General features: G+C 42.0%; 14 protein-coding genes and 7 tRNA genes. 14 read left to right on the top strand and 7 right to left on the bottom strand.

Features of this window, described 5'->3' with window-relative positions:
• Nucleotides 1-205 precede the first annotated feature (205 nt).
• From prfB to AC2CZC_RS00990, 11 genes are all read left to right on the top strand, one after another.
• Nucleotides 206-1304 (top strand): peptide chain release factor 2 gene (gene prfB / locus AC2CZC_RS01040; protein WP_152614627.1). Its coding sequence is split into 2 segments (ribosomal slippage): nucleotides 206-280 and nucleotides 282-1304, totalling 1098 coding nucleotides; the frame shifts between segments, so codons are not numbered across the junction.
• Between the two features lie 27 nt (nucleotides 1305-1331).
• Nucleotides 1332-2873 (top strand): lysine--tRNA ligase, encoded by a 1542-nt coding sequence (gene lysS, locus AC2CZC_RS01035; RefSeq protein ID WP_046354382.1) that lies wholly within the window; start codon nucleotides 1332-1334, stop codon nucleotides 2871-2873.
• A gap of 710 nt (nucleotides 2874-3583) precedes the next feature.
• Nucleotides 3584-3676, top strand: a tRNA-Ser gene (locus AC2CZC_RS01030).
• A 26-nt stretch (nucleotides 3677-3702) separates the two neighbouring features.
• Nucleotides 3703-3779 (top strand) — tRNA-Arg (locus AC2CZC_RS01025).
• A 58-nt stretch (nucleotides 3780-3837) separates the two neighbouring features.
• Nucleotides 3838-3914: transfer RNA gene (locus tag AC2CZC_RS01020), tRNA-Arg, on the top strand.
• Nucleotides 3915-3971: 57 nt separating this feature from the next.
• Nucleotides 3972-4048, top strand: a tRNA-Arg gene (locus tag AC2CZC_RS01015).
• Between the two features lie 58 nt (nucleotides 4049-4106).
• Nucleotides 4107-4183 (top strand) — tRNA-Arg (locus AC2CZC_RS01010).
• A gap of 58 nt (nucleotides 4184-4241) precedes the next feature.
• Nucleotides 4242-4318 (top strand) — tRNA-Arg (locus tag AC2CZC_RS01005).
• Nucleotides 4319-4376: 58 nt separating this feature from the next.
• Nucleotides 4377-4453 (top strand) — tRNA-Arg (locus tag AC2CZC_RS01000).
• A 609-nt stretch (nucleotides 4454-5062) separates the two neighbouring features.
• Complete coding sequence (locus tag AC2CZC_RS00995) at nucleotides 5063-5317, top strand: hypothetical protein (RefSeq protein ID WP_484583507.1); 255 nt, start codon at nucleotides 5063-5065, stop codon at nucleotides 5315-5317.
• An 83-nt stretch (nucleotides 5318-5400) separates the two neighbouring features.
• A complete protein-coding gene (locus AC2CZC_RS00990) occupies nucleotides 5401-6525 on the top strand; it encodes an exo-beta-N-acetylmuramidase NamZ family protein (protein ID WP_484584825.1) in 1125 nt (374 codons plus the stop codon).
• 18 nt (nucleotides 6526-6543) lie between these two features.
• Here AC2CZC_RS00990 and AC2CZC_RS00985 read toward each other — a convergent pair whose 3' ends face one another.
• Nucleotides 6544-7392: a MurR/RpiR family transcriptional regulator gene (locus tag AC2CZC_RS00985; protein ID WP_484583506.1), complete on the bottom strand. Its 849-nt coding sequence runs from the start codon at nucleotides 7390-7392 to the stop codon at nucleotides 6544-6546.
• Between the two features lie 296 nt (nucleotides 7393-7688).
• On the opposite strand from AC2CZC_RS00985, the gene AC2CZC_RS00980 reads away from it, so the two are divergent.
• Nucleotides 7689-9065 carry a Na+/H+ antiporter NhaC family protein gene (locus AC2CZC_RS00980; protein WP_484583505.1) on the top strand — a complete coding sequence of 459 codons (1377 nt, stop codon included), beginning with the start codon at nucleotides 7689-7691 and terminating at the stop codon, nucleotides 9063-9065.
• On the opposite strand, the gene AC2CZC_RS00975 is transcribed toward AC2CZC_RS00980, so the two are convergent.
• The 3 genes from AC2CZC_RS00975 to AC2CZC_RS00965 all read right to left on the bottom strand — a co-directional run bounded on the left by AC2CZC_RS00975 (nucleotide 9062) and on the right by AC2CZC_RS00965 (nucleotide 10975).
• The gene (locus AC2CZC_RS00975) at nucleotides 9062-9691 is read right to left on the bottom strand and encodes a hypothetical protein (protein WP_484583504.1); all 630 of its coding nucleotides are present in this window, start codon (nucleotides 9689-9691) and stop codon (nucleotides 9062-9064) included. The genes AC2CZC_RS00980 and AC2CZC_RS00975 overlap by 4 nt on opposite strands.
• Entirely contained in the window at nucleotides 9688-10245 is a 558-nt protein-coding gene (locus tag AC2CZC_RS00970; protein WP_484583503.1) for a sigma-70 family RNA polymerase sigma factor, read from the bottom strand. The genes AC2CZC_RS00975 and AC2CZC_RS00970 overlap by 4 nt, the downstream gene beginning before the upstream one ends.
• Nucleotides 10246-10330: 85 nt before the next feature.
• On the bottom strand, nucleotides 10331-10975 hold the full coding sequence (locus AC2CZC_RS00965; protein ID WP_484583502.1) for an energy transducer TonB: 645 nt from the start codon (nucleotides 10973-10975) through the stop codon (nucleotides 10331-10333).
• A gap of 115 nt (nucleotides 10976-11090) precedes the next feature.
• On the opposite strand from AC2CZC_RS00965, the gene AC2CZC_RS00960 reads away from it, so the two are divergent.
• Nucleotides 11091-11597: a DUF3087 domain-containing protein gene (locus tag AC2CZC_RS00960; protein WP_484583501.1), complete on the top strand. Its 507-nt coding sequence runs from the start codon at nucleotides 11091-11093 to the stop codon at nucleotides 11595-11597.
• Here AC2CZC_RS00960 and AC2CZC_RS00955 read toward each other — a convergent pair.
• From AC2CZC_RS00955 to AC2CZC_RS00945, 3 genes are read right to left on the bottom strand one after another with little or no spacing between them, the layout of a single operon-like run.
• Nucleotides 11594-13120: a diguanylate cyclase gene (locus AC2CZC_RS00955; protein ID WP_484583500.1), complete on the bottom strand. Its 1527-nt coding sequence runs from the start codon at nucleotides 13118-13120 to the stop codon at nucleotides 11594-11596. The two genes, AC2CZC_RS00960 and AC2CZC_RS00955, sit on opposite strands and share 4 nt — an antisense overlap.
• Before the next feature lie 22 nt (nucleotides 13121-13142).
• Nucleotides 13143-13583 (bottom strand): type 2 periplasmic-binding domain-containing protein, encoded by a 441-nt coding sequence (locus AC2CZC_RS00950; protein WP_484583499.1) that lies wholly within the window; start codon nucleotides 13581-13583, stop codon nucleotides 13143-13145.
• The gene (locus AC2CZC_RS00945) at nucleotides 13583-14800 is read right to left on the bottom strand and encodes a hypothetical protein (RefSeq protein WP_484583498.1); all 1218 of its coding nucleotides are present in this window, start codon (nucleotides 14798-14800) and stop codon (nucleotides 13583-13585) included. Before AC2CZC_RS00945 ends, AC2CZC_RS00950 begins: the two co-directional genes overlap by 1 nt.
• Nucleotides 14801-14974: 174 nt before the next feature.
• Here AC2CZC_RS00945 and AC2CZC_RS00940 point away from each other — a divergent pair, with 174 nt between their 5' ends.
• Complete coding sequence (locus AC2CZC_RS00940; RefSeq protein ID WP_484584824.1) at nucleotides 14975-15601, top strand: GTP cyclohydrolase II; 627 nt, start codon at nucleotides 14975-14977, stop codon at nucleotides 15599-15601.
• The last annotated feature ends 124 nt before the right edge of the window (nucleotides 15602-15725 follow it).

Raw genomic sequence — 15725 nt, 5'->3', positions numbered from 1 at the left:
CTTTGGATATTTTCTTGCGATTAAACGCAGTGACCTCAGTTATCCATGCGAAACCCCAAAATTATCGTATTTTGGGGCTGATATATGGTGGTAAATTTTGTTACTATTGGCCGTTTAGATAGCCTGTCTGAATAAACGCCGTAGCATAGCGAATAAATTACGGTGTATGGGCTAGATGTTAAAGGCGTAAATTGGAGTAATGTAGATGTTTGAAGTGAATCCTGTGATTAACCAAATCAAGGAAATTCGCGAACGTACTGAGCTTCTTCGGGGGTATCTTTGACTATGCTCTAAAACAAGAGCGTTTAGAGGAAGTCAATGCCGAACTTGAAGATCCAGCAGTATGGAATGAGCCAGAAAAAGCCCAAGCGCTGGGCCGTGAGAAATCGAATCTAGAAGCGATTGTTGAAACCATTGATAACCTTGTTGGTGGCGCAGATGATGCTGAAGGCTTGGTCGAGCTAGCAGTTGAAGCGGAAGATGAAGATACTTTCGTTGAAGCGCAGCAAGAAGTAGAAGGCTTAGTTGGTCAATTAGAAAAACTAGAATTCCGCCGCATGTTCTCAGGCGAGCAAGATGCCAACGATGCCTACATCGATTTACAGTCAGGTTCGGGCGGTACTGAAGCGCAAGATTGGTGTAACATGCTGCTGCGTATGTATTTGCGCTGGGCTGAAGCCAAAGGCTTCAAAGTTGAAATCGTTGAAGCAACTGACGGTGACGTTGCCGGCATTAAAGGTGCGACTGTACGTGTGTCAGGTGAATATGCTTACGGTTGGTTACGCACAGAAACTGGCGTACATCGCTTAGTGCGTAAGAGCCCATTCGACTCAACAGGTCGTCGTCATACTTCGTTTGCCTCTGCATTTATTTACCCAGAAATTGACGACAATATTGAAATTGATATTAACCCAGCGGATTTACGTATTGACGTATATCGCGCGTCGGGTGCGGGTGGTCAGCACGTAAACCGTACAGAGTCTGCGGTACGTATTACCCACTTACCAACGAATACTGTTGTGCAGTGTCAGAATGACCGTTCACAGCACAAAAACAAGGCGCAAGCAATGAAGCAGTTAAAAGCTAAATTGTTTGAACTTGAAATGAAAAAACAAAACGCCGAGAAGCAGTCTCAAGAAGATGCTAAATCTGATATCGGTTGGGGTAGTCAAATTCGTTCATACGTATTAGACGATTCTCGAATTAAAGATTTACGTACCGGCGTTGAAAACCGTAATACTCAAGCAGTATTAGACGGTGATTTAGATAAATTTATCGAAGCTAGCCTGAAATCAGGCCTTTAATCAACAAGCTAAACTAAGAGCTAAAAAATGACAGATCAAATCCAAGACGAAAATAAACTCATTGCTGAGCGTCGTGCTAAGTTGGATGCAATTCGTGAGAATTGTGATGCCAATGGCCACCCGAACACCTTCCGCCGCGAAGACTATACGGCTGATCTACAGGCTAAGTTTGGTGATAAATCGAAAGAAGAGCTTGTTGAGTTAGACCATCAGGTGTCGGTAGCAGGTCGTATTCTTGCTAAACGCGGTCCTTTCCTTGTATTACAAGATATGAAAGGTCGTATCCAAGCATATGCGTCAAAAGATGTACAAAAAACGCTGAAAGAAAAATATGGCCAACTAGATATCGGTGACATCATCGGTGTTTCAGGTCCACTTCATAAATCAGGTAAAGGCGACCTATACGTAGACATGGTTCAGTATGAGTTGCTGACTAAGTCACTACGTCCATTACCAGAGAAGTTTCATGGTTTAACAGACCAAGAAGCGAAATACCGCCAGCGTTACGTAGACCTAATCACAAACATGGATACGCGTGAAACTTTCCGTATTCGTTCAAAAGTGATTGAAGGTATTCGTCGTTTCTTAGCTGAGCGTGACTTCATGGAAGTTGAAACGCCAATGCTTCAGGTTATTCCTGGTGGTGCAACGGCACGTCCATTCGTGACTCACCATAATGCGCTAGACATCGACATGTACTTACGTATCGCACCAGAGCTTTATCTTAAGCGTCTAGTAGTTGGTGGCTTTGACCGTGTATTTGAGATCAACCGTAACTTCCGTAACGAAGGTCTTTCAACGCGTCATAACCCAGAATTCACAATGATTGAATTCTACCAAGCATACGCTGACTATAACGATCTAATGAACTTAACTGAAGACATGCTTCGTACTGTTGCACAAGACGTACTTGGTACAACAACGGTGATTAACACAGTTAAGAACGCAGAAGGCGAAGTTGTTGAGACCATCGAATATGACTTTGGTAAGCAATTCGAGCGTCTATCTATGGCTGATGCAATCATCAAGTATGGTCCTGATGCTGAAGAAATCGCGCATATCTTCAAAGATCCGGAAAACCACTTTGATGAGCTAGTCGCTTATGCGAAGAAAGTACATGTTAAGATCCCTGAAAAGTGTGTTTGGGGTGCGGGTAAATTCTTATGTGAGATCTTCGAAGAAACAGCTGAGCACAAGCTAATTCAACCGACTTTCATCACTGAGTACCCGTGGGAAGTGTCGCCACTTGCACGTCGTAATGATGAAAACCCATTCATCACTGACCGTTTCGAGTTTTTCGTGGGTGGTCGTGAGCTTGCGAATGGTTTCTCTGAGCTGAACGATGCACAAGACCAAGCTGAGCGTTTTGCACGTCAGGTTGAAGAAAAAGATGCTGGTGATGATGAAGCAATGCACTACGATGCGGATTATATTCAAGCGCTTGAATATGGCTTACCGCCGACAGCGGGTGAAGGTATCGGTATTGACCGCCTAGTCATGTTATTTACTGACTCACCAACGATTAAAGACGTTATCTTGTTCCCGCATATGCGCCCGCAAGCGGATTGATAACAGGCTAATCGAAAAAACGGCTTTCTAGGAAAGCCGTTTTTTTTGGTTCATATCTTCAGAGCTCTATCGATAATTTCGGCATTACTAAACTGAACACAGCTGTTAGCGTGTCATACTCTTTTATTGCTTTATATGAGACAAAAGAAATTACGACCATTAGGGATGTTTTGCTCTAAAGTCTGTGTGCGGTGCTTTTCTTTTATTTTTGTAAGACATCTCTCAAAAATAATTTCAAATTTCTCAATAAAATTCGTGTTTGCATTTGAAAACAGTGTTTTATTGTTGTTGTTTCTGAAATGGGTTCTAATTTTGTCAGTCTGGTTAGTTGGCAATTTCTTATGGCATTTCTATACTGACGTGGCATTTAGGATGAATCACACATAATAAGTCATAAGAAAACATAGATTATGCCGAAATTAGACGAAGAACAATTAAAGCATGAAGCCGCAAGAAGGGAGTATTGCAGGCAGTGTATTATCGAATTCCAAAAATTAGGGTATTTAGACTCTTATCTCGAAGAGGTATTCGATCATAAACAGCGCTTAATGAGTAAGTTTTCCACCTCCACAACCCCCAGAAATGATTAGGATTAGAGCAAATTGTTAGAAAAAAAGACAGTGTGTTCAATCTGTCACCAGATAGTCATTTTTTACAAGAAAAGTGTTTGACTTATTTTTTCTGTTCTATATTATACGCCCCACAAAGACGGAGAGGTGGCCGAGTGGCTGAAGGCGCTCCCCTGCTAAGGGAGTATAGGGTTTGTAGCCCTATCGAGGGTTCGAATCCCTCCCCCTCCGCCATTATTAAAATGGTTATCTTTGTAATTGGACGCGTAGCTCAGCTGGATAGAGTACCTGGCTACGAACCAGGCGGTCGGAGGTTCGAATCCTCCCGCGTCCGCCACTTATCTCTAAGTGGTAAAATAAAAGAGGCACTTATCGAGTGTTAAAATTGATATTACGGACGCGTAGCTCAGCTGGATAGAGTACCTGGCTACGAACCAGGCGGTCGGAGGTTCGAATCCTCCCGCGTCCGCCACTTTCTCTAAGTGGAAAAATAAAAGAGGCACTTATCGAGTGTTAAAATTGATATTACGGACGCGTAGCTCAGCTGGATAGAGTACCTGGCTACGAACCAGGCGGTCGGAGGTTCGAATCCTCCCGCGTCCGCCACTTATCTCTAAGTGGAAAAATAAAAGAGGCACTTATCGAGTGTTAAAATTGATATTGCGGACGCGTAGCTCAGCTGGATAGAGTACCTGGCTACGAACCAGGCGGTCGGAGGTTCGAATCCTCCCGCGTCCGCCACTTATCTCTAAGTGGAAAAATAAAAGAGGCACCTATCAGGTGTTAAAATTGATATTACGGACGCGTAGCTCAGCTGGATAGAGTACCTGGCTACGAACCAGGCGGTCGGAGGTTCGAATCCTCCCGCGTCCGCCACTTATCTCTAAGTGGAAAAATAAAAGAGGCACTTACCGAGTGTTAAAATTGATATTGCGGACGCGTAGCTCAGCTGGATAGAGTACCTGGCTACGAACCAGGCGGTCGGAGGTTCGAATCCTCCCGCGTCCGCCATCTCTTTTGAGATGACATAAATTTACTTCACTCAAGTAGTAAAACATGAGATAAATACCGACGAAAGTCGGTTTTTTTATGCCTGAAATCTGAACCAGTTTACAGAACTGAATATTCTGAGGTGCTTTGAGCCAGCCAGAGGTTCACTCTTCACAAAGTACGTCCCGCGTCCGCCACTTTATTTAAAGTGGTTACTTCACTCAAGTAGTAAAACATGAGATAAATACCGACGAATATCATTTTTTATGCCTGAAATCTGAACCAGTTTACAGATCTGAATATTCTGAGGTGCTTTGAGCCAGCCAGAGAGTCACTCTTCACAAAGTACGTCCCGCGTCCGCCATCTCTTTTGAGATGACGTAAATTTACTTCACTCAAGTAATAAAACATGAGATAAACACCGACGATAGTTGGTTTTTTATGTCTGAAATTTGAATCAGTTTAGAGATCTGAATATTCTGAGGTGCTTTGAGCCAGCGAGAGGTTCACTCTTTACAAAGTACGTCCCGCGTCCACTGCGTCATATCAAATGTCGCATTTATCCAATTTTACTATCAAGCCATTACATACACTTGTACCTAACATCAATTGTGTATGAAGGTACAAGTAATGAAAACAACTTATTCGGGCGTTCAATTAGCTCAGTTATATCAAAATATTAGGCTGCAGCATGAAGAAAGTGTGCTATTTGTTGAATGTGGATTTAAAGAAGCCACACTTGAGCAAGATAGTATTATCTCGGCATTAAAGAGCAAGCGCTTGACGCAGGCCCAATTGGAAATTGTGAAGCCTTTCTTTTTACTAGAGAATATTGAAATTGAAGCCCATGTAAAAGTCAAAAAAAGGTTCTTTTTTTGGTGCTGATCAGGCATATTGCCCAGTCATTGTGTGCTATAGGAGTTACGGTGTAGGTGCGTGCTATTTTCTTTAATTTTATTCTCTTAACCATGTTGCCTTTGATTGCGCTGAAATCAGTTGCTATAGAGGTTGGCGCACAGCAGCCAAAGATATATTTACCACTTTTACAAGATAAGCGGGTTGGCTTAATTGTAAATCAATCTTCTCGGGTTGCAGATGAGCACTTGGTTGACTTTTTACTCGCGGAAAATATTAATGTCGTTAGGATTTTTTCGCCTGAACACGGTTTCAGAGGCGACCAAGATGCAGGCGCGCATATCAACAATAGTATTGATGCGAAAACAGGACTGCCCATAGTATCCCTTTATGGTAAGCAAAAGCGCCCAAGTAGAGATGTGCTTGTTGATTTAGATGTACTCATCTTTGATATTCAAGATGTTGGCGTGCGATTTTATACCTATATTAGCACGATGCATTATATGATGCAGGCCGCAAAAGAGCACCAAAAAGCGTTTATCGTATTAGACAGACCAAATCCAAATATTCTGCATGTTGATGGGCCTGTTTTAGATAAAGCGTATAGCTCGTTTGTGGGTATGCATCCAATTCCTATACTTCATGGGATGACGGTTGGAGAACTGGCCTTAATGATCGAGGGGGAAGGGTGGTTATCAGGCACCAATGATCTAAACCTCGAGGTGGTCCCAGTAGCCAACTATGATGCGTTCGATGAATATATTTTACCTGTTGCACCCAGTCCTAATTTACCGAATCAACAGGCAATTTATTTATATCCATCATTATGTTTTTTTGAAGCAACAGCTGTGTCGGTAGGACGGGGTACCGATTTTCCTTTTCAAGTGTATGGACATAATCAAGTTAAGCTGGGCGTATTTTCTTTCTCACCGCGGTCAATTGTTGGTGCGGCACGTTTTCCAAAACTAGAAGGTAAACAAGTATGGGGTCGGGATCTGCGTCAAAGCAAGCTAAAGGGATTTGATTTAACATGGTTTGTTGCAGCATATAGTGCATTTGAACAACATAACCAACGGTTTATCACATCACCCAAGTTTTTAGATAAGCTAGCAGGGACTAATCTAATAAGGCTTGGCCTTGAACAAGGGCTAAAATCACATCAAATTGAAGCTATTTGGCGTCAGGAAGTGGCAGAATTTAAACTGCAAAGAGTGCCTTATCTATTATATAAAAGATAAGGCACCTGATGCATGAGACTAGATGTTTAACATATCGCTCATGTATTCATTGGAGCGATCTGCGCGTCGCTGCCAGTGTAGGTTTGACTGTGCCAAAGAGATAAACAGCACGTCAATTAGGTAACCTAAAGAAGCACGAGTCAATACTGCTGAGTGTTTGACAGCTTCTGCTTCTTGAATACAGTACAAGCAGCTATCAGCATAAGTTGCCAGTTCGCTGTGACCATATCGAGTGAGTGCCAAAATTTGGCATTCATTGGCTTTAGCTTGTTGAGCCAGCTTAACGATACTTTTGACGGTTCCTGAATTACTTAGGCAGATAAATAAGTCATCTTTGCCCATTGTGGCAATGTAACTCGCAGCACTCAGTTCATCAACGTGTGTGACTGCACAAACACCTAGCTTTTGTAACTTTAAAGTTAGGTCTTGTGCCATTGTATGCGTTGAACCAATAGCGCATACCATGACTTTTTTTGCGCCTTTGATTGCTTGTACAGCTTGCTCAAACAATTCTGGCGTATTTAACTTGCTGGTTGCAACAAGCGTTGCTTGTTGATTCGCGATCAGCTTTTCTGAGATGTGTGCAATAGAATCATTTTGTTCTATCTCATTTGATAGCGGCGTATCTTCTTGTGTTTGTTCATTTAACGCATCTACAACAGCTAACTTAAATGCTGGAAACCCTTTATAACCTAGTTTCTGAGCAAATTTAACAACGCTTGACTGACTAACACCTGCTGACTTTGCGAGTTCAATAGACGACAGGCCGCGAATTTTTGCACCTGACTTCAACGTAAAGTCTGCCAACTTAGCTTCACTTTGTGATAGCGAAGGCTTCAAGGCCTTTATTTTTACAAAAGTAGACATGAGGATCACCTGGTAACTAAAACTAACTTAAACTGTCCATATTATAGGTTCAATTGGAACGTTGCGATAGATTGTTTCGGAATATTATTGCGTTTTTTGATTTATGTGGCTCTGGTAGGGGTACTATTGTTGCATTTGTGAATTTATATACCCGAAATAGAAGGTTTTTTTAAATAAGTGTTTAAGCTACCATGGTTATAAATTACGCATGTATGATGACAATATAAGTATGAATTTACGTCTTTGCTACTGTTATCAGCGCTTTTCAACTCAATGAAAACAATAAAAGGAAAGCTATGTCTTGGTATTCTATCTTGCCCCCACTCATTGCAATAGCCGTTGTTTTCTGGCGAAAGGAAGTGATCGTTGCCTTAATATTGGCTTTGTTATCGTCAGAATTTTTACTGGTATTGGTTAAAGGTGAGCAATCTATTTTCGTTACATTTATTAATAGTATTGAACGAATAATCGGGGTAGCAACATCCGCTGGGAATAGTCGAATTCTAATTTTTAGTATCGTGATTGGGGCACTATTGGCGTATATCCGAGAGTCCGGAGGCGTATCAGCAACAGTGCAAAAATTGATGCGCATAGGTGTTGTAAAAAATAAAAAGCAAGTGGGTCTGTTGACCATGTTTACAGGCACTGCTGTTTTTATCGAGTCGAATATGAGTGTGCTCACTTCGGGCATTTTTGCACGTGGCTTATTTGATAAGTTCAAAATGAGTCGAGCACGGCTTGCTTATATTATAGATAGTACCAGTGCGCCTGTTTGTATTTTGATCTTGCTTAACGGTTGGGGTGCGTTTGTTTTGGGTTTGCTGAGTAATTATGAACTTGAACAGTCAGCTGTCAGTGTGTTGTGGGGCAGTGTCGCTTTTAACTTCTATGCCATTATTACGCTGATAATCGTGCTCTACACCATAGTGTTTGATAAGGTTCATGGCCAGATGAAAGTCGCTGAGGATGAACTAAAGCAGACGAAGTTAGAATTAGATGCAGGGCCAAAAGCCTCGCGTGCACGATTTATGCTGGTGCCGCTTGGCGTACTTATCTTTGGCATGATTGGCTTTATGTTGTGGACGGGCGATGGCGTGCTCGCCAGCGGCAGCGGCTCTAAATCGGTATTATATGCGACCGTGTTGGCATGTGCGGTTGCTTATTTGATGTTACTTACAGGGCGCCAATTTACGCATAATCAATTGATTGATATTGGCTTTAAGGGCATGGGAGAACTCTTGCCCTTGGTGAGTATTGTTTTGCTATCTCTGACTTTGGGGGCAAGTTTAAAGGAGTTGGGCACGGGAGTGTTTGTGGCACAGCTTGTTGGTGATTACTTACCCCTGTATCTGATCGTGCCTACCTTGTTTTTAACGGGAGCGGTGATGTCTTTTACGACGGGGACATCTTGGGGTACATTCGCAATACTGATACCCATTGGTGTACCGTTAATCCAAGCTTTGGGGTTGCCACCTTCGCTGGTTGTCGGCGCGATTTTAAGTGGCGGTATTTTTGGCGACCATTGCTCACCTATCTCAGATACCAGTGCGGTGTCCGCATTGGCTTCTGGCTGTGATTTATTAACTCATGTTAAAACCCAACTGCCGTATGCCCTTGTCGGAGGCGCTTTGGCATTGGTTGGGTTTATAATAGCGAGTGTTGTTTTGCTTTAAGGGCACGCATAGAGATTTTTGCCAGAGGTTGGGGCGGTAATATTAATCAACTGTCCCGACTGATTTTTACTCAATGCCAATAACTGTCCTTGTTCGTATTCAAGCATATTATTTTTAGGTACACCCAGCTCTTCGAGTAAACTTTTTCGTACTTCTAATAAAGTTTGATTTTGACAGTCTGCGATAAACCATACATCTTTTTCTGAATGCACTAATTGGCCGTAAAATTGGCGGACAGCCATGAGTGTTTCTTTTGACCCCGCCAGCGTGTCGTCGAGCTGCGCTTTTTGCTGTGCAATGGTGGTTTGATATTGCCCTTCAACGATATTATGTGTCTCAATAACTTGATAGTGCTGCGCTGAAAAAGAGTGGGGCTCAACCTGTGCAAGGAAGTTTTCAAAGTCGGTCAGCAAGCCTTGTAAAGTTATGCTGCCTACTAATGCGACAAGGCAGCATGAACTTGCCCACATTGAGGTTCTTAACCAAAACTGTCTAGTGTGCTTACGGTTTTCAAGTTTACTTATTCTTTTTAGCCGTCTAACCTGTCTTGGGGTCATTTTATTTAGTCTTTTCGATGCTGAATACGCTTGCTGGAGCTCGTTTATTCTGGGTTTTGAGTCACTCATTTTAGCTCTCCTAACATGTGCTTCAGTTGTTGCTTGGCGTATCTCAAGCGCGTTTTGATTGTTTCAGGGTTTGCAGTGGTGATCTGGGCAATCTGCTTGAGTGAGAACCCTTCCAATTGTAAGCAAACGGCTTCTTTTTGGGCGTGTGGTAGTGCTTTAATCGCATTGTATAACTGCTCATTGCAAGCGTAATTGAAATTGCTATCACCATCTTGTGTGCAGATATCTGTTTCGTTGCTATCACATATATACTTATTTTGTTTGCGAAACTCATCAATTAAGGCATTACGTGCAATTTTGAATATATACGCTTTGGGCGTATTATTGCTTTGGTAGTATTGACGTTTTTCTACAATGGCGAGCCAAGTCTTTTGGCATATATCCTCTGCAGTCTCTGGATCGCTTTGTGTGCATAAATAGTGGTAAAGATCAGGATTAAAACTATCAATTGCCTGTTCTAAATACCGATTCTCACCGCAGCGTTTAAATTCGTCTAAGGGATCATGTGCTTCAGTTTTGTCTTGGATGAACCAGTTTTTTATCGCAAGTAGCATATTCTCTCCGTGTTTTTTCTTATTGACACCAGAAGCTATATCAGTAGCCACTGAACCGAAACTCAGCGGCTATGTACAAGTTTGCTTACTTGTTTAAATTAAACTCTAACATAACTGACTGCCCAGGTTGAACTACGGGTTTGCCATTGATGACTTTTGGACGATATTTCCAACGCTTCAGTGCTTTAAGAGCTGCGCGGTTAAATACTCGTTTAGGTTTGGCATCGATAACTTGTGCATCAATTACTTGTCCGCTAGGCGAAATGCTAAACGCGACTTGCACCCAGCCCTCTATGCCATCTCTTGCCGCTGCCGCTGGGTATGTTGGCTCAATTCGTACAATGGGCGCTGCGCCACTGTCACTCATCTGCAATGTGTTTTGCATTTGAATTGGCGATGATTTAACTCCTGAAGAAATATTAATCTCTACCGCTACACCTGTTGTTTCAGCAGGGGGCGTGTTTGGTTTAGGTGGTGCTTTTGGTGCAGGCTTTGGCGGTGGCGGTAAAACTTGGCGCACCTTTACGGGTGTATCCTCAAGGTCTTGAGAAATGAATACATCAAAAGTGGGCTCAGGCTCTTGGACAAACACTTTATCTTGGCTCACTAATTGCTGCATGAAAGCGAACAAAGAAAATGTAACGCACAGTGCACCAACAAAAGATAAAACAAGTTTGTTTAACGCTTTATAGGGCGTTGGTACTTTGATATCAGTCATCGTAGTCATCATAATTTCCCCTTCTTTTTGCTAGTAAAACGCGCTAGGTCAAAAAAAGGGGTGATATATTTTTTATTTTCTTTTTTAACTGATTAAAATGCCTCTAAGTCGCTTAATAGGAAATGCCATGCAGTTACAAGATATCGATAAATCAAGATATAGAAAGCACCTCAATTGGGTCATTGGCCTGTGCATAGTCAGTTTAACCGCTGGTAGCTTGGGTATTGCCCAAGTACTCATCCACCTTTTTCCAGACAGTGATGGTAGTCACTTTCATTGGAATCTTTTGGGGGTGTTGGTAACTTGTGCAGTGATTGCAGCTGTCCTGAAAAAACTAAAAAACCACCCATTTATGGCTGAGGTTGTTTATGTTTGGGAGCTTAAACAAGCGCTGAATAAAATTACAAGAAAAATGCCGAAACTTAAAAAGGCGGCTGAACAGGGTGATCCAAATGCCATGTTAGCCATCCAATATAGTTACAGCGGGTCTCGTCAATTGTGGCATTTAGATGATAATACCATCACCATGGAAGACCTGTCCGTATGGCAAGCTGAGCTAGAGGGATTAGCTCAGGCTCATAACGTCACCTTAGACATCGAGTTGTATGACGAGCGCATTTTGCGTGAGTTTTAGGCCGAGTAATAAGTAAATTGATTTTTGGTCGTTTTTTTAATTGTGTACATGGCGACATCTGCACATTCGACCAAGCCTTTTAAGTTGTCGGCATGTTCAGGAAAGTGCGAAATACCAATACTAACACCCACATGTAACTTTAGCTGGTGCTTGTTGTGCTCAAACGTAAAAGGGGTATTTACCGCATCTAGGAGTTTAGTGGCAATGGCATTAATGGTGTATTTGTCTGATGTTTTCATTGCGATGACAAATTCATCACCGCCCCAGCGGCACACTAGGTCAGTGTTTGAAACAATGTAAGAAATGCTTTGGGCAACATGTTTCAATACCTCATCACCAGCATTATGACCATAGATGTCATTGATGGGTTTAAACTCATCAAGATCCAATAAAAGTAGGCTAAATTCAGTCTTGGTGTCAATCCAGTCAAGCAGAGTCAGCTCTGCACCGTATCGATTATACAAGCTGGTTAAACTGTCTCTCTGTGCACGATGGCTGAGTTGATTGATCATGGTTTTTCGAGAGGTGATATCGGCTAAAAAAACTTGAAAGTACCACTGCCCATCACTTTCTGTGTTAAGGATGATCATACTGAGCCAAACAGAAGACAAAGTGAGTGGATTGGTAAATTCAAACTCTGCCTGCATAACTTGTTTTTGTTTTATGCTATTTTCGGTGAAGGTGTACAAAATATCTGGAGTCTTACAATATTGCCCTAAGTTGTCAGGAAAGCGCTCTTCGCTGTCTACACCCATACCCGCTAACAAATCTTTAGCAGCATCATTGACGAGTGAAACATCTCCTTGCTCACGTACCAATAGCGTTGGTGATGAACTGCGTTCAAACATCAAGCGAAAGCGTTTCTCTAGCTGTTCGATCTCTAACCGTAAACTACGCTCTTGCTCAAAAAGCATTTCGGTATTGCTCAGCATGGCGTTGATCCCTTTGCCTATTTGACCTATTTCACTCTGCTTATGGGCGTCATGAATATGGATCCGGTTAGCACTTCCAGGAGTGATACTTGTTAATTGATGGCTTAAATAGCCCAATGGCTTTGAAACCAATAGAAAAGATAAAGCGGCAAATAGCAGGAGCATGGGAATGACCACAATGAGCAAGGTTTGTACTGAGGAAAATGCAATGCCTTTGGCGTTTTGACGTATAAATTGGGTGTTCGGCACGACATGAATGAAGCCAATGTTCTCTTGCAGAATAAAAGGGTTAGGCAGGCTAAAAGTGAGCGTTTCTCGCTCGTTAAATAAGATGCTTTTAGCAAGCACTGTACTTTGGTTGGTCAAGGCGGCTGATTGAATTATGTCATTGCTCACCAGACCATTGACAACTTCATTGGCTAAATCTTTGTCTTCAAGATAAGCCGCAATTGATGCTGTTGAAGAGATGGTTTGGCTAATTTGCAATACGCTATTGTCTGAGCGCTCGAGCTCAGTTTCAAAAATATAGTTGTAATAAAGATACGCGTATACGGCAGAAAATAAAAAAGTTGAGATGCTTAAGATCAGCATCAACCTTACTATTAAGCTTTGTTTACTTAGCAAAACGATACACTACTTTTAATTCGTCAGTTACGGCAGTTGCCGGTATGTAGGCAATTGCACTTGGAGTTGTTGTCACTTTATCAATTATAGCGTCAATTGTTGGATATGCTTGAGGCGGTGATGCTTTACCACTGAATTTAACGCGTGACCAATATGCGTTTACTTGCGATATGCTGCGACCCGTAAGTGCTTCAAAAAATACTCTACGCAAATCATGCTCTTTTTTATAGTCTAACGTCACTGCGATATGACCATTTGGAAAGGCGAGGTATTTACCCATATACATATCAATCAATTGGCGCTTTTCTATTCGTTCGATTGGGTTATGTTTATTTACCACGATGACTATCTCGCTTTGCAACTCTGCGTTGGCATTTAAGCCATATAGACAAAGAATCAACAGCATGACATTTTTGCAGACTCGATACATCAGAACACCCAATTTAGGCTGATACCCAGCGTATTGAATGAGTTGTCAAAATCACCGCCTTGCAAGTTACGATGTAAATAAAAAGCAGAGGGTAAGCTGTCTATAGCTGTGTGTTCTAATTGCACTTTTACTGCGAGAGAGTGATTAATTTCCGTTCGTAGGGTGAGTGAAAATGTATTTTGGTCGACGAGATAAAAATTAGTATGTCGGATCAGCGTGTTGTATAAAAGGTCTAGCTCTGGGGTTGACACCAAGGGGCGTTGTGGCGTCCTATTATTGGATTTGGCCTGTGCTAGGGTAGCCATTAAAGTATGATTATCATAATAGATGCCAGCACTGATATAGCCTGCTGTAAGCGCTTTAAGTACTTGGGAGTTTGAGTCTATGTATGACACTTCGCTTTGTAAAAACCACTGACTATTGTCGTAACGTGTGCCGATAGCGGAGTAATTAAAGCGCTTTCCTATGATGTTTAAGGAGTCGAGCAAGGTTGATTTTTGTGGCCAAATTTGATCAGGGACTAAGGCTAACGCAGCTTGAAGTTGTTTCTGTTGGTCGTTTTCGTTGCCTGATTGCGTGGCTGTATAATTTGCTCTGAAAGTCCAATCAAAAGATTGCCATTCAATAACCAGGCCATAGAGTGACTTTAGCTCGACATCCCAAAAAAAGCCCTCATCACTCACAATTGGCGCAGTAGATTTGCCTGCGAAGAACTTACCACTGATCAACCCCTGTGTCAGGCGGCGGGTATATTTTACGTCGATCCCATCTAAGTTTTGGTGTGGGACAATGGCATAAAACTCTGTCGGGGGATGGTTATAGGTATAAGTATAACCAATGTCACGGTGTTCGGTCATCATGAACAAGTCGAGTCCTGTTCTGCCAACTCTAAGTTGCCAATTGCCATTAAAAGAATGACGTAAAAAGGCCATTTGTATGATGTTATCTAAATTTTGTTCTTCGTTGTCTTTTAGGAGCGCTTGTCCGACAAACTGGGTATTTTTACTCGCTTGCCATTCAACTTGTGCACCTAATGATGAGTTAGTGAAGCCGAATTCGTCTTTATAGGTCGCATGAGGCTGAGAAATATGCTGCCTTATTCCGGCTGTATCTGAATCTGTAACAGTTAATCCTATGGTGGCAAAGCCATCGAGCTTCAATTGCTCGGCTGCACCATAACAAGGAATAAGTAAAAACAGTAGAATTAACAGCCTCATCGGCGACCCGCTATTGCTACCAGCAAACTATCTATGTGGATAAAGACTAGCGCTTATGTACACATTTACCAGTTTTGTGTATTTTGACTTGTAAAATGGTACATTTGTCACCATATAGAGTGATATATGCATATTTGTGATAATATCACATTTTTAATTAGGTATTTTCTAGTCGTGGCTGAAGTTAGAGCAAGAGTCGAGCTGAATGTAGGGCAGCGTAGTCATATTCCTGCAGAGATAGTATCTTTTGAAGGACTTAAAGATGGTGAAGAGCATGTTGCGTTAGTATTTAATGGTGCAGATTCTAAGCAAGAAGTGCCATTGATCAGAATGCACTCAGAATGCTTAACTGGGGATGTTTTTCATTCATCGAGGTGCGACTGTGGTGAGCAGCTTAACGAATGCATAGAAGAAATGCATCAAAGTGGTGGTGTTTTATTATATTTGCGACAAGAAGGTCGAGGTATCGGCTTGTATAATAAAATTGATGCCTATGTATTACAATCTCAGGGGATGAACACCTATGAGGCCAATAACCACCTAGGGTTTGATGACGATTTACGTGACTTTTCAGATGCTGTACTCATGCTCAAGGCCTTGGGACTCAATCATGTAAAATTGATGACAAATAACCCGCGTAAACTGAATGCACTGCGTAATGCCGGTATTGAAGTTGAAAGCGTGGTCGGTACTCAGGCGCATGTGAAAGTCGGTGACTCTGGAAATCGCAATTATTTAGAAACGAAAGTGAAGCATGGCTCTCATATGTTGAATATGGAGCAAATAAAAAAGCCAAAGTAGCCAAATAAGGTTTGATTTGCTGTATTCAATGGACTGTAGCAATAGAGCAAATCAAACACTGAACATGTATTTTATTTTGTATTTCGCTATTTTGTTGCATTTAGTCACGATAAGCCTCATAAAC

It is taken from the genome of Pseudoalteromonas sp. MMG033 (genome assembly GCF_057197785.1).
This window is presented reverse-complemented; position numbering and strand designations above follow the sequence as displayed.

Bases quoted from the DNA above. Each gene is read 5' to 3' on its own strand.
- lysS (WP_046354382.1), top strand. From the start codon at position 1,332: ATGACAGATCAAATCCAAGACGAAAATAAACTCATTGCTGAGCGTCGT.
- AC2CZC_RS00995 (WP_484583507.1), top strand. From the start codon at position 5,063: ATGAAAACAACTTATTCGGGCGTTCAATTAGCTCAGTTATATCAAAAT.
- AC2CZC_RS00990 (WP_484584825.1), top strand. From the start codon at position 5,401: ATGTTGCCTTTGATTGCGCTGAAATCAGTTGCTATAGAGGTTGGCGCA.
- AC2CZC_RS00985 (WP_484583506.1), bottom strand. From the start codon at position 7,392: ATGTCTACTTTTGTAAAAATAAAGGCCTTGAAGCCTTCGCTATCACAA.
- AC2CZC_RS00980 (WP_484583505.1), top strand. From the start codon at position 7,689: ATGTCTTGGTATTCTATCTTGCCCCCACTCATTGCAATAGCCGTTGTT.
- AC2CZC_RS00975 (WP_484583504.1), bottom strand. From the start codon at position 9,691: ATGAGTGACTCAAAACCCAGAATAAACGAGCTCCAGCAAGCGTATTCA.
- AC2CZC_RS00970 (WP_484583503.1), bottom strand. From the start codon at position 10,245: ATGCTACTTGCGATAAAAAACTGGTTCATCCAAGACAAAACTGAAGCA.
- AC2CZC_RS00965 (WP_484583502.1), bottom strand. From the start codon at position 10,975: ATGATGACTACGATGACTGATATCAAAGTACCAACGCCCTATAAAGCG.
- AC2CZC_RS00960 (WP_484583501.1), top strand. From the start codon at position 11,091: ATGCAGTTACAAGATATCGATAAATCAAGATATAGAAAGCACCTCAAT.
- AC2CZC_RS00955 (WP_484583500.1), bottom strand. From the start codon at position 13,120: ATGCTGATCTTAAGCATCTCAACTTTTTTATTTTCTGCCGTATACGCG.
- AC2CZC_RS00950 (WP_484583499.1), bottom strand. From the start codon at position 13,583: ATGTATCGAGTCTGCAAAAATGTCATGCTGTTGATTCTTTGTCTATAT.
- AC2CZC_RS00945 (WP_484583498.1), bottom strand. From the start codon at position 14,800: ATGAGGCTGTTAATTCTACTGTTTTTACTTATTCCTTGTTATGGTGCA.